The organism is Jeotgalibaca ciconiae (assembly GCF_003955755.1).
GTDB lineage: Bacteria > Bacillota > Bacilli > Lactobacillales > Aerococcaceae > Jeotgalibaca > Jeotgalibaca ciconiae.
Genome location: NZ_CP034465.1, coordinates 2,046,956 through 2,060,590, shown reverse-complemented (window position 1 = coordinate 2,060,590; position 13,635 = coordinate 2,046,956). Strand labels below are relative to the sequence as shown.

At 34.1% G+C, this 13,635-nt stretch carries 16 protein-coding genes; 2 read left to right on the top strand and 14 right to left on the bottom strand.

Features of this window, described 5'->3' with window-relative positions; all coding sequences use genetic code 11:
* Positions 1-15 precede the first annotated feature (15 nt).
* The 4 genes from EJN90_RS09620 to EJN90_RS13895 all read right to left on the bottom strand — a co-directional run bounded on the left by EJN90_RS09620 (position 16) and on the right by EJN90_RS13895 (position 3,865).
* Positions 16-1,017, bottom strand: a complete 1,002-nt coding sequence (locus EJN90_RS09620) for an SIS domain-containing protein (protein WP_126110707.1) — start codon at positions 1,015-1,017, stop codon at positions 16-18.
* 289 nt (positions 1,018-1,306) lie between these two features.
* Complete coding sequence (gene istB, locus EJN90_RS09615; RefSeq protein ID WP_126110705.1) at positions 1,307-2,062, bottom strand: IS21-like element helper ATPase IstB; 756 nt, start codon at positions 2,060-2,062, stop codon at positions 1,307-1,309.
* Positions 2,062-3,606 (bottom strand): IS21 family transposase, encoded by a 1,545-nt coding sequence (gene istA, locus EJN90_RS09610; RefSeq protein WP_126110703.1) that lies wholly within the window; start codon positions 3,604-3,606, stop codon positions 2,062-2,064. The genes istB and istA overlap by 1 nt, the downstream gene beginning before the upstream one ends.
* A gap of 115 nt (positions 3,607-3,721) precedes the next feature.
* The gene (locus tag EJN90_RS13895) at positions 3,722-3,865 is read right to left on the bottom strand and encodes a hypothetical protein (RefSeq protein WP_164544055.1); all 144 of its coding nucleotides are present in this window, start codon (positions 3,863-3,865) and stop codon (positions 3,722-3,724) included.
* Positions 3,866-4,510: 645 nt separating this feature from the next.
* Here EJN90_RS13895 and EJN90_RS09605 point away from each other — a divergent pair.
* Positions 4,511-5,224 carry a GntR family transcriptional regulator gene (locus EJN90_RS09605; RefSeq protein WP_164544054.1) on the top strand — a complete coding sequence of 238 codons (714 nt, stop codon included), beginning with the start codon at positions 4,511-4,513 and terminating at the stop codon, positions 5,222-5,224.
* Between the two features lie 385 nt (positions 5,225-5,609).
* Here the strand turns inward: EJN90_RS09605 and EJN90_RS09600 are convergent, their stop codons facing one another.
* The 10 genes from EJN90_RS09600 to EJN90_RS09560 all read right to left on the bottom strand — a co-directional run bounded on the left by EJN90_RS09600 (position 5,610) and on the right by EJN90_RS09560 (position 12,481).
* A complete protein-coding gene (locus EJN90_RS09600) occupies positions 5,610-6,776 on the bottom strand; it encodes a spr1629 family repressor/antitoxin (RefSeq protein ID WP_126110699.1) in 1,167 nt (388 codons plus the stop codon).
* A gap of 25 nt (positions 6,777-6,801) precedes the next feature.
* A complete protein-coding gene (locus EJN90_RS09595; protein ID WP_126110697.1) occupies positions 6,802-7,188 on the bottom strand; it encodes a DUF302 domain-containing protein in 387 nt (128 codons plus the stop codon).
* Between the two features lie 23 nt (positions 7,189-7,211).
* Entirely contained in the window at positions 7,212-7,484 is a 273-nt protein-coding gene (locus tag EJN90_RS09590; protein ID WP_227872495.1) for an SHOCT domain-containing protein, read from the bottom strand.
* Positions 7,485-7,706: an SHOCT domain-containing protein gene (locus EJN90_RS14180; protein ID WP_227872494.1), complete on the bottom strand. Its 222-nt coding sequence runs from the start codon at positions 7,704-7,706 to the stop codon at positions 7,485-7,487.
* Between the two features lie 139 nt (positions 7,707-7,845).
* Positions 7,846-8,304: a DUF305 domain-containing protein gene (locus EJN90_RS09580; RefSeq protein ID WP_126110693.1), complete on the bottom strand. Its 459-nt coding sequence runs from the start codon at positions 8,302-8,304 to the stop codon at positions 7,846-7,848.
* Between the two features lie 167 nt (positions 8,305-8,471).
* Positions 8,472-8,933, bottom strand: coding sequence for a Dps family protein (locus tag EJN90_RS09575; RefSeq protein WP_076767045.1), 462 nt, complete (start codon positions 8,931-8,933; stop codon positions 8,472-8,474).
* 220 nt (positions 8,934-9,153) lie between these two features.
* Positions 9,154-10,113, bottom strand: a complete 960-nt coding sequence (locus tag EJN90_RS14050) for a hypothetical protein (protein ID WP_227872493.1) — start codon at positions 10,111-10,113, stop codon at positions 9,154-9,156.
* A gap of 39 nt (positions 10,114-10,152) precedes the next feature.
* On the bottom strand, positions 10,153-10,662 hold the full coding sequence (locus EJN90_RS14045; RefSeq protein WP_227872492.1) for an ABC transporter permease subunit: 510 nt from the start codon (positions 10,660-10,662) through the stop codon (positions 10,153-10,155).
* Positions 10,663-11,556 (bottom strand): ABC transporter ATP-binding protein, encoded by an 894-nt coding sequence (locus EJN90_RS09565; RefSeq protein WP_126110691.1) that lies wholly within the window; start codon positions 11,554-11,556, stop codon positions 10,663-10,665.
* Positions 11,543-12,481, bottom strand: coding sequence for an ABC transporter ATP-binding protein (locus EJN90_RS09560; protein WP_126110689.1), 939 nt, complete (start codon positions 12,479-12,481; stop codon positions 11,543-11,545). Before EJN90_RS09560 ends, EJN90_RS09565 begins: the two co-directional genes overlap by 14 nt.
* A 187-nt stretch (positions 12,482-12,668) precedes the next feature.
* On the opposite strand from EJN90_RS09560, the gene EJN90_RS09555 reads away from it, so the two are divergent.
* Complete coding sequence (locus EJN90_RS09555; RefSeq protein ID WP_126110687.1) at positions 12,669-13,229, top strand: TetR/AcrR family transcriptional regulator; 561 nt, start codon at positions 12,669-12,671, stop codon at positions 13,227-13,229.
* Positions 13,230-13,635: the final 406 nt, after the last annotated feature.

Below are 13,635 nucleotides of genomic sequence, written 5' to 3'. Positions count from 1 at the left end.
AAAACTAAAAATAACTTATCTTATATGAGAAAAGCTTCTCGTTTTGTGAGGATATACAGAGGTGTCATACCCGATTGCTTCACAGTTTCTGGCTGCTAGAATCTGAAATGGAAGAATAAACAAGATCGGACTAAAATCTTCACTAACAGAAGAAGATAAATACAAATCTCTATCCTTCAGTTCTAGCCTTTCATTTGTTATTACAAAATGGTGTTGCGTTAATTCATTCAGAAATTCTCTATACCTGTCTATACTTTCAATTTCTTCTCCCTTAGATGCAATAAGGAATATATATTGTTTACAATCAAAAGCCATTTCATACCCATGCAACAGTTCTTCCAATTCATGTGCTGACAAGGGCCGATGAAAGGTTTCATATAATTTCAAATATGCTTCCAGTGCTGTTACATAGTTGTAGCCATAGCCTGCAATCGCTCCTTTTTCCATTGAAATTAGTTCATATTTATTTTTTTCATACCATTCTTCAATTTCTTCCATTGCGATATTCATTTTATTAATATCTTCTTCTAAATGTGTCTGTATATCCTTGTATTCCTCTTCCGACAGATTTCCTACCTGCTTGCCTATCTCAATAGCCCACAACAATGATGTGAATACTGTAGCAGTATATCCCCTCGTCTCAATGGGGATCTCTTCTCTACCACAGTTTAAATGAATAGATAATTTAGCCTCTTTAGTAATTAAACTGTTCATATCTTCTGTTAATGCTACTGTATGAATATCCCATAAGTTTCCTTTTTTTATAGCATTAATGGTAGAACTAGAAGTCCCTGACTGAGATATTGCAATAAGCAGAGTTTCTTCTTCACTATAATTTTTACTCATCCGTTCATAGCGAGAGAAGAAAGTAGGTATAGAAACCGAAGTTTCAAAATCAGTATATTTGTCAAAATACATTTTCATTAAAAGTGCAGCATGATAACTAGTCCCCGAACCTGTTAAATATATCCTTTTTATAGGATGTTCTTTGATTAGACTTACGAGTGAATATTGCATCCGAATTAAGCCACCTGTGCGGAGAAATGAACCATCAAATGCGGGGAGAAGAGCCACAGAGTGCGTAATAGAAGACCACTAGCATCGAAGTACGGCTAGTGGTCTTCATATTAATGTTCTAGTGAATCCTTAACAAACATGATTTCGATTTGGACAATCTCATAAGCCGAAGGCTCTTACTCACCTAAATAATAAGAAATAGGGATACCTTCCAAATCTTTCATCATTTGAGTGGAAAGAAAATTATGGAAATAGTAGCGGGCAATTCGATTTCCTACGTCTATTGGAATCATCTGAATGCTCCCAATCCATGACGTTCGCGCATAGAGACTTCTCCATCAATTAAAATTTTATACGAATCATGAACGATTCTATCTAAGATAGCATCAGCTACAAGTGCATCTCCTAATTTTTCATACCATCCTTCTGGTGCTGTTTGCGAACAGAAAATAGTGGAAGTTCTTTTCAAGCGTGCTTCAATGATTTCAAATAATGTATAAACGTGTTCCTGAGGAAGTGTGGTCAAAAGCCACTCATCAATAATGAGAAGCTCGATTTTCTTATATTTGTTAATAAGTTTACGGAAACTTCCGTCTGCTTCGTTTTTAGCAACGATAAATTCGTCCATCATTTCGGGAAGCCTTACATATTTAACTTTGTAGTGTTGACGGCATGCTTGAACACCGAAGGCGTTTGATAGCCATGTTTTTCCGTTACCAGAGGCTCCCATAAGAACGATGTTGAGATTTTTCTGTATATAATTGCCGGTGGCTAATTCGAGTATTAGATTTTTATCTAAATGACGATCGGGATGATATTCGATGTCCTCAATAGCTGCAAGTGGTTCACTGAAATGTGCTTGTTTGATTAATCTTTGTAGGGTATTCGATTTACGATGTGAATATTCATGGTCAACGAGTAGATTAAAACGATCCTCAAATGCCATATCTTGGTAACCTGTGTTCGTCATCTGATCACTATAGGACTCTGCCATTGCGCTCATTCTCATCTCGGTTAATTTACGAACTGTCTCTTCATTCAACATTATTTTTTACCTCCAAAGTAGTTTGCGCCGCGTACAAAGCCGTATGCTTCATTTGTTTTTAAAGATGTCAAAGTATCACTTTCCTCTGCCTTCAACCTTTTTTTGTTTCGGACAAGTATGGTCTTGAACACACTCACTGTTGGATTAGACGAAGCGACCAAAATGTTTTGAGCGGCAAGTTCCAATTCTTCTATTGCGTATTTGCGCGTCAGGCTTCGTAAACTCATTAACTGATTAAGCGCTTTTTTATCAGAGCTATTTTTCAATAGAAATTCGACCATCTCAAGCATATTCGAACCGATTTTTTCAGCCCATTCACGGCTGCTTTCCGGTGTATGTTCCAAGAACAACCGATGGTTATCAGGCATATGTTCCGGGAGCGTTGCATACTGTCCGACCATTCCCATCAATCTTTTGTGAGATGCAATTCGGGTATCGTTAAAGTATACTTCAATTAAATCCTTGGAGAGGCGGACATGAACCTCGCTCTGGATATATTCATATGGAACGGAATAATACATGCGTTCAATTTGGATATGGTAGTTCGGTTGAACGATGGCTATTCTCCATTCCGATAACTTAAAACGTGTGGGACGAAGGGGCAGAAGGTAGGACTTCTCTTCTTCGTTAAACACACTTTCTCGCGAACCCGGACGCTTTTGAAAAGATTCTTTATTGATTGCATCTAATTTACTAAGGATTTGTTTGTTTAAGTCATGGATATCGAAACACTGATAATTTCTCAAAGCCGCAATAATCTGCCTAGAGACGAACCCTACGGTTCCTTCAACGCTAGGCTTATCTTTCGGTCTTTTTACTCGACTAGGTACGATTACAGTACGATAGTGATCGGCTAATTCACGGTAAGCCTCATTAATGATTGGCTCGCTTCCACGTGCTTTAATAACGCCTGTTTTTAAGTTATCAGGCACCAGTGATTCTGGAACCCCCTCAAAATGTTCGAAGGCATGGATATGTCCCGTCAGCCAACTCGAAGACTTCATATCAAGGAACGCTTCCACATAGCTATATTGACTATACGGCAATGTCGCCACAAAGATATACACCTCAAGTTTTTCTCCGGCTGCTCGGTCGGTGATGACCAGGGTACTCCCAGCCCAGTCCACTTCCATAATCTCTCCTGGCTTTCTTCTGATGGGCATCGTAGCTTTGTACTTTTTAGCATAATGTCCGTATTTCTCAGCGAATGTTCGATATGCGTAGGGGATTTTACCACCATTGCGCGCTCGATCAGTATACTCAAGATGAAGAAGCTTGAGCGTCACATTCTTCTTCTGAAGCTCTTTATGGACATCCTCCCAATCTGGTGGGAAGTAGCCTTTTTCAACAGCTTGCTTCTCGGGAAACAGAAATCCTCCCAGCCATTGATCAGTATGGGTATCACTCAAATCAACAAGACCCAAACTTTCAGCTTTTTTGATGATGCTGGAAACTGTATTTCTAGAATTACCAAGACTGGTACTGATGGTTCGTTGGGATATGCCATTAAAATGCATTTCCAATATTTTTCGATATCGAATCATTAAAAATAGACCTCCTATATAATATTTTTATGCCTACGGCATGAGGTATATTATACAGAAAGTCTTATTTTAGAATAAAATTATTTAGATGGCCTTTTTATTCGCACTCGGTGGCTCAAAACTCCGCAACAATTGGCTCATTTCTCCGCACAGGTGGCTCAAATGAAATGCAATACTCAACGAGTGGCTTACAAAATTCATCTTTCATATTTGATATCATTTTTAATCGATTAGGTTGATCATATATGTAATCAATCATTTTCATTGTATTCACTCCTTGTATACATTTATATACGTTTAACCTTCAATTAAATGTATATACTTTACTTTGTTTTCTCATTTCAAAAAATAAAATTCACTAGTAGCTATATAACTTTTTATTACTATAGATATTCTATTTGTTCTTTTCTAATGAATTATTTGGTTCTCTAAAAGACAAATTCGTGATTACTGTATTCAAAATCGTAAGTAAGCCCTCTCATTTCTAAAAGTAAATATTACAAATGAACATCCACAATTTTTGATCCTCCTCCCACATCCTCTTACTCTTTCAATTTTAAAACATTGTAAGAATACCTCCCTATCAATGTATATACATTGTAATACATCAAGAGTAAAAAAAATGCAATAACCATATACAAATTAATTTTTAATGTTTCTAAGATTAGCTTAAATGCTTGTTGTAAAAACTAATAAAGAAAAAGAAATAAGAAAATTTAAGAACTATTTATGGTGTAAATAATCGCTAAATTAATAAAAATTAATTAATACAGAAGTATTAGTTGATTTTTACTGTTAAAATCAAGTATATACATTATAATAAATGTAGATATAAAAAAATGTATTAACCATATACAAATATTTTAAAGTTCTATATATCATTACAGAAAGGAAAATGCGTTCTATGGGGAAAATACCTAAATACAGTCAGGTGGTTAACTATCTACTTCAGAAGATTGATAGTGGAGAATTAAAAGTCGGAGATCAAATTGAAACAGAAGAACAGTTAGTAGAAAAATTTGGTTTTAGCAGAATGACAATAAACAAAGCGTTAAACAAGCTTGTAGAGAAGAAACATATTACGAGAATTTCGGGAAAAGGAAGTTTTGTGACTTCCTCTCACGTTGTTAAATCCTTGGAGGAACAATCTAGTTTTACTGAAGATATGAAATCCATAGGTCTTAAGCCAGGTTCACAGCTATTAAGTTATAAATTGATTAATTCTAATGAAATACCTGAGATTTCTCAAAAAATGAATATTAAAGAAGACACTATGCTTCATTTTTTTGTTAGATTGAGAACTGGAAATGAAATACCTATCGCTTTAAATTATAGTTACGTATCAGCAGAAGTTTTACCTACTCTTAGCTTAGACGCCTTGGATAGTTCTTTTTATGAATATTTAAGGTCATTGAATTATACTATTATCGGCAGTGAGTTAGAAATGGAAGCAGTGCTACCCACTATTGAACAAAAAAGTATTTTGCAAATAGAGGAAGGAGCACTTTTAAAGTCCAAAGCAATTACTAAAGTGCTAATAAATGGAGAAGAAAAAATTTTAGGTTATTTTGAAACATTCTATAATGGTAACATTTATACATATAAATTTAAGAGATAATAATGAATTTTTTGGAGCTCTGTCAAGAATACGGACACGGAATCTAAAAAAGCGACGAAAAAAGGTAGAGAAAATAATAGACAATCACAAGGGAGAAAGAACATTGAAACAGAAGCCATGTAGTACGGAAACGTTGTTTTTTTCTGTCACCAATATTTAGTCTAACACAAGTTGAAAACAGATTCTTGCTTTCAATTGTTGTTTTTATGCAAAATACAGCAGTCATAATTGAAGTTGGCCTTGCAACTGTTTAGAATTGATATAAGCTCAATTCTAAAATCCTTCAAATGAAGATCATTTCGATTTCATATTTTTTAGGTAGAAAAAACCACCTTAACTTACGATAAGGTGGTCTCTATTTAACTCGGTCAATCGTTGCTAATCTCTATATTGCACCAAACTTCGGTCTCAATACATTATTAAAGGATGTAAAGGCTTCTTGTTTTTCATAAGGAATGAAGAAATCTGGTTCGATTGAAAACATCTCTTCTATTAATCTTCTTTCCATTTTAAAATGTTCTTCAATGCTTCCCAGATTGGTAATTTGATTACTTAAAATCAAATGGAAAATACTTCGAATCTTCCCTGGCCGCTTTAAGGTAATTTCTCTATCTAAAGGTTCTTCCACTTTGTAATCTTTTATAGAAATTTGGCGATAAAAATAACTATGCTGTTTGGGTATCAAGAACCCTAATTTATAAGCTCTCATTTCAAGAGCTTGAATAGAAACATTGTATTTTGACTTTAAAGGAATGTAGCTTTCTGGATTGGATATTTTTTTAATTTCTTTAAAATCTTTGCTTACCATTTGTGATGGTAAAAGAAAACATGAAGCAAAGTAATCTGCTTCTCGTTCCGTTTGTTGGCGTTCATTTTTTTCTAACGTAAGAAAGTCTATATGTGGATGTAGCAGTAAGTGTCCCAATTCGTGCGCTAAATCAAAATTTCTTCTTACAGCTGATTTTTTAATTCCAAGTACAATCACTGGAACCTCTTTGGTGGACCATGCACTATATGCATCTGCTTTCCCACCAACATTTTTTTCTAGAACATGGATACCTGATTTTTCTAATGCTAATAAAAGATTAGTATTGTGTGGCTGAATATCTAAAAAATCTCGAGCAACTGAAGAAATCAACTCTATTTTTTCATTCGTTAATTCCCCAAACAAATACTCTCCAACTCTCTCTCTCAAAGTTATCAAAGTATTTGGCGGAACATTTAAAAAACTTTCTAAATAATCAATTACTTCTGAAACCACATTTAAATAAACTACTTCACTATTAGTCTTTTTTCTAGAAGAAACATCTGCTTTTCGGTATGCTACATTATTTTCAGAGAAAGTCTTTGAGATACGAAACTTTTCAAAGAAAAAAGCTGTTTTTACTTGTAAAATTTCTCCTAATTGTAAAATGTTTTCGAATGATGGTTCCGTCATTTGCTTTTCAAACTGCCATATAGATTGTTCGGATACATTCAATCTTTCTCCGAGTTCCTTACGAGAAAGGCCGTGTAGCATTCGGACTACTTGCAGATTTTTCCCATAAAACATTGCCCTCTTCCTTTCTTTAAGTGATCTAAACCGAAGCTTCAATAGCCTTTTTAAGAGTTACTTCTACTTTTTGAGCCACTTCTTTCAATTCCGGCTCGTCAAATAAGCCGATTAACACATTCGGGCTAGCCATACCGATATAAGTCTGTTCTCCTTCAGTTCGGACAACCATTTTACAAGGGAGAGCATAACCAATATGAATATTTTTATTTAAAACTTCCTGAGCTTGTTCAGGATTGCAAACTTCTAGTACGACAAAATCATCTTGAAATTCTAAATTTTTTTCATTTAGTTTGTCTTTAAAGTTCAACTGCCAGAGAATACCAAAATTGTTTTCTTTCAAATTTTCTTCTAGTGCTTTTAACGCTTCCTCTAAAGTTTTATTGGTACTTTTTTCATAAACGAGATTCATTATTATTGCCTCCTGTAAAATTTTTATTTATTTAATTTTTCCATTTTCTCTCGATATTCTTCTTCATCAATTTCTCCACGAGCGTAACGTTCCTTGAGAATGTCAATAGCTTTATTATGCTTTCCTTGGTCTGTTTTATGAAAACTATTTGTCAATAAACGCACGATTATAATGATAGCAGCAATGATAATCAGGAGTTTTACCAAATCATAAACGATAAACCATCCACCCCACCCGCCCATTGGTGAGTTTGGATCCATAAAATCATAAAAGTCATTCATCCAATAGCGATGCATTTAATCACCCCTCAGTATCTTTTTCCTTTGAGTGTATTCTTCTTCGTCGATTTCGCCTCTGGCATAACGTTCATCGAGTATATCTATTGCGTCATGTATTTTTCTTTGAGAGTTAATATTTGTTTGGTTTCTTTGAAAATAAAGGAATAATACAAGACCGATCACAATGAGTAAGAGTAAAATAAAAAATCCCTCCTTTATCGCTTTTACAGTTAGTAACATCCTTTTGCTTACCATTATAACTTGTTATTAATTTATTGAGTTATGAATTTATATTTTTTAAAAAAAATAGAAAGTAAGTTGATTACGTTAATAGTAGAGACCTCTTTATATCTTCTAAACGGTTACTATATGAAAAAAATTATTCTTCATTGTTTTCTTCTAGTTCTTTAATCAAACGCTCCATTTCAGCAATTTCTTCTTCTTGTGCTTGAATAATTTCTTCGCTTAATTGTTGTACACGAGGATCTGATAGATTAGCATTTTCACTCGTCAAAATAGCAGTTGAATGGTGGGGAATCATTGCTTTCATCCATGCTGTATCATCTACTCCAGCTTGTGTTTGAATAAAACCAAAAGACCCGATTGCAAGAACTACTGAAAGAACTAATATCACTGTATTTAATTTTTTGTTGTCATACATTTTCCACATAAAGCCCATCATAATAATCGCCATAATCGCACCCATCATTACTGCCATGTAAATACGCGTTTGACTTATTTGAACATGGTCATACTCATTAACATTCACAAACATCATAAAATACATAATAACCGTAGAAGTCAAAATCATAAGTCCGAAACGTGCATATTTATTCATCAATATTCCTTCTTTCTTATTCTTTTCGTCTACATGTGTAGTTTCAAATGTGTTCTACATCTCTGCTTCTAAAGTGTCAATTTATAAGCTTCACTTCAAAAAAGCACTAAAAATATTTAAAGACTCTTAGTGCTTTCTTGTTCAACTATTTTATTTTTATATGGTGATTATGCGTCCACTGGTTTGCCTAAGTAACCTTTCAGCATCCAAATATGTTTGTCCACGCCTTCTTTCATGGCAATTAACATGTCATTTGAAGGGGAGTCTCCGTGCTCTTCAGTTAATTCAACACCCTCTTGTAGAGAATTGGTAATGATTTCTAAATCTACTACAACTGCTTCAACCATTTCATCTTGTGAAAGGTTTTTGTCTTCGACTTTTTCCTCAATGACTGAGTGGTCAATGAATTCTTGAAGTGTTGCATATGGTTCGCCACCAATTGCTAGTAATCGTTCTGCAACCTTATCTAGGTTTTCTGTTGTCTCATCATATAACTCTTCAAATTTTTCATGAAGTGTAAAAAAATGAGATCCTTTTACATACCAATGAAACTGATGCAGGCGAATATAGAATTGTCCTTGAGTAGCCACCACTGTATTCAAATAATCCTTGACTTCTTGACTTGCCATATATATCTTCCTCCTTATATTTTGTTCCATTATTATGGTATCGCTTGTTTAGAATATATACAAATAAAACGCCTTAAAATGTGAAAAAATTATTTTATTTGTAATATTCTTCTTGTACTATCTTCTATAATTCTATTCGAATGTCTATTTTATAGCATTCACCTCCTCATTATACGCTTGAGTTCTTATACACAAACTGTCTTGTTAGAATAAATAATGATTAAAGAGGCAAATCCTTTTTCGTAAAGATAATATGAGATAGAGTATATAAAACTAAAGCAATGATCCCTAAAGCAACAAGTCCCCAGCCAAATTCTCCACCGGCAAGAATTGCATCTGTGTCAAAAAGTGTGGTTATTGTTATATATTCAAGACCATCGGCACTATCCATTAATTGTTGAATCATGGTAATTAGGAAGAATGCAAAAGGTATACCGCCTCCGATTGCTAACGCCATTCCTGTACGGTTAAACAATGTTGATGCGAAGAACGCTATTGAACTCATTGCAAGAATTAATAATAGTAGCCCCAGACTTAACCATAGATACGTTTCAACATCAAATTCTAAAGCTTTATCAACCGATCTAGCGGAAGACACCATCGCATGATTGGCCATTGATGTAATTTGTTCTTCATTTAATCCGGTTGTTTGTGTAGATAAGACTAAGGCTTCCGCATCTTTAAGTAATGTTAAGTTTTCACTTACTTGATCACTACTTAAGTTTAAAGCTGTTGCGGATGAGTCGATGACTGTTTGAAGCAGAAGCTCCGCATTGTCTTCAGTTAGCTGTCTTTGAGGTGTTGTCGCTTCTTGTGAAGCAGTTGGTTGTGGTTCTTGCTCTTCTTCTGCTGCTTCTTCTTCGACTTCTTCTGAACTCTCAAGGTCATTCATTTCATCTAGAACAATTTTACGATAATCATTTGTTGAAAGACCGTAAACACGCGCACCAGCAGCTAGGGCATCGTTACTATCTAGAATCATTCCTGGATCTTCCATTAATTCTTCCATCGTAATTTCGATATCTTCATCTTCCATATCATCGTCATCATCATAAATGTCGTAACGCTCGTCTGTAATAATTTCTGCCGCTTCTTCAAAAGAACGCTCACGAATGACATCTTCTAAATAAATCGCATAAGCTTCAGTATCCATATCTCGTGCAATAGCGGCTTCACGCATAACATCTTCATCTTCTTGAATTAGATAAAGTCGCTCGGATCAATAATCTTCATCGTGGTTCAACATTTTAGCTGCTGCTTCAACATCCTCATTTATCGCATAACCCGTCACATTGTTATAATTCAATTGCGAAGCGGTCAACCCTGCTAGTGAAATGACGGTATACATTAATACAACAGAAAGGATTAAGTAAAGTGATTTTGTAAAAATAACACTTGAACGTTTAATAGGTGTTGACAAAGTGTAAGCCATAGATCCTGAATCTACCTCATTAACCACAAGATTATTTGCGGTAAATACTACATAAACAATCCCAAGAATGACAGCAATCAATTTATAAAAGTTTTCTAAACTCCCTAATAGACTCGTTAGAGTGGATAAGATATTAGAAAAAGCTGTCCCTTCAGCAGCTTCCGCAATTGAAGCGTAACCTGCCGCATCATAGCTTATTATGAAACCAGAGATGATCATTGACGCAACAATTGTTATGATCAACCATAGCTTCCAGTTCGATTGTAGACTTTGTTTAAATATTGGTTTTGATATCATTTATTTTTCCTCCTTGAATACTTCAGTAATATAATCTTCAAAATGAACTTTAATTTCTTTGAAATAAACTAAATCAAAATCTTTTAAAGTTTGAATTAATTCATTAATATGTTCATCATGAATTTGAACAAAGATTTGTAAATCCTCTGCTTTTACTTTACTGATTTGATACCCCAAACCAATAAATCGTTTAAAGTCTTCTTCGGTTTTAAATTCCATTCGATATTCTTTATTTTTGTTGTAGCGAATATTTTTCATGTTAACGACTTCTATTATCTTGCCCTCTTGAATGACCGCGACACGATCACAAACTTCTTCAACCTCTTGGAAAATATGGCTCGACATAAAAATAGTCTTTCCTTTTTCTTTTTCTTCTTTTAAAAGGTCAATAAAAACATCACGCATCAAAGGATCTAAACCTGTTGTGGGTTCATCCATAATTAAAATATCCGCATCCGAAGCTAAAGCTGAAACAATTGCCGTTTTTTGTTTCATCCCTTTACTCATTGAGTGCACGTTTGCCGTGACATCTAACTGGAGTTGTTCACTCAATTCTTTGGCACGTCCCCAGCTACCTCTTCCAGATAAATAAATTTGTTCCTTCAAGAACTCTTCACCACTCGTGTTTCCTGGAAAATTAATCTCTCCAGGAATATAAGAGACATAACGCTTCACTTCCGCACTACTTTTTGTCGCATCAAGTCCTTGAATTGTAACACTGCCTTCATCTGGTTTAATAAAGCCCATCATATGGCGTATAGTTGTGGTCTTTCCTGCTCCATTAACCCCAACAAAACCATAGACTTCTCCTTTTTCAATTTCTAAAGAGATATCAAAAACGCCGCGACCTTTTTTATAGTCCTTTGTTAAATGTTTTATATCAATATATACCATATTGTAAGTTCTCCTCCCCGTCAGAAACTGACTTCTTACGATCATAGAAATCCATGAAATAATCTTCGAGTGTAAATTTAATTTCAGAAATAAAGTTTACATTCACTTCACTCAATTCTGTAAATAATTGTTGCATTTTTTCATCCGTCAAATTCATTTTTACTTGGTTTTGGTTTGGTCGTTTAACTGGAATTGCAAATGCTGTCTTTCCTAAAAACTTTTCATAATCTTCAAAGCTTGAAAATTCTATTTTGAAGGCCTTATGCGTATTTCTTTTCAGTTGATCAGCTTCAATCATTGAAACAACCATACCATCTTTAATAATCGCAATCCGATCACACGTGGCATCAACTTCACTAAAAATATGACTGGATAACAGAATAGTCTTTCCATCTGCCTTTTCATTCAATATAAACTCAATAAAACGTTCTTGCATAACTGGATCTAATCCTGAAGTTGGTTCATCCAAAATTAATACGTTTGGATTATGCATAAAAGCCGTAACGACAGCTAGTTTTCTTTTATCTCCTAAACTCATTTCTTTTATCTCTTCTGATGTATCTAATTCAAAAAGCTTTTTTAATTCCTCTGTTCGTGACATATCAGAAATATGGCGTTCTTCTGCCATAAACTCAATGAATTGATCACCAGTCATATAATCTGGGAAGGCAAGTTCCCCTGGTAAATAGCCGACATCATGTTTGATCAGTGCAGTTGATTTCCAAGTATCTTTTCCGTTAATATACAATTCGCCTTCATCTGGTTGAATGAAACCCATTAAATGACGAATAGTTGTTGTCTTTCCTGCCCCATTTGGTCCTAAGAATCCAAAGACTTCACCTTTCTTAATTTCAAAAGAAACATCAAAGATACCTCGACCCTGGCCATAATCTTTTGTAACATGTTTTACTTCGATTACTGACATTCGTTTACCTACTTTCATTTATTATTCATTTGATAGTTATTTAACATTTGTTTCTTTATTTACATTTGCCACATTAACGATTATACTTGAATAGAAATCTAGAACAAGAGACATAATTTTGCATCTGTTAATTAATTAACAGATAGGGTTGAAATGTTAATTAATTATGAAGGAGTAGGTTTTTAAAGTGGAAAATTTAGATTTAAGAATTCAAAAAACATATATATCACTTATCGAAGCTTTTGAGAAATTGTTACATGAAAAGGAATTTGAGAAAATTTCAGTGCAGGAATTATGCGATGAAGCGATGATCCGACGCCCAACTTTTTACAAACATTTTTTAGACAAATATGATTTTCTAACTTTTTTCATTAAGCATAAAATGAATATAATTTTTGATCGTGCGTTTCAAAATTTAGAGAATGAAGAAGATAACTTTTTTATTTTGGTTTTCGAACAACTACTAAACCAATTTGATAATTTGCTATATCTCATTTTCAGTCTTCAAATGAATGCGGACATTATTGTAGAGTTAGAAAGTGTTCAAGAGTATGGGCAGCGTATGTTAAGAAACCATGTAAACACAGGCGAGGATAATAGTGATATAACAATGATGAATGAATACAAAGGACAAATTATTATGGGGATCACGATTCAATCCGTCCATTGGTATAAAAATAATCAAGATAAAATTAGTCGTGAAGAAATTATTGAGCTATATAAACAAACTTTAGAAAAATTGGGGTGAACGTAACGAAGACTAAGTTTACTTTGATTTTCCTTCTATAAATGGACATCCTAACTATTACTTTGAAGACGGATAATTGCTGCTAAACCAGTCGATTCAGTTCATATATATTTTTTTAGATCAATTGTGAGGATAGAAGGGTTACCCTAAGAAGTCGACGCTATTCTTACAAATTTCCATCAAAAAAATCCTAGAAAGCAGCAATCTCACTACTTTCTAGGATTTCAATTTTGTTTATTTAATTTTACTTGTATATTATATTTAGGGTTTTTACCTTCCGGTTTTTCTGTGGGTGACCCTAGAAACCAATAGTTTCTTTTATCTCTTTCATGGGATAATTTGTTTAATGGATTGAGAGGTTGGATCGTATCTTCCTTGGGTCCCATGAACTCGTAATCGAAAGACT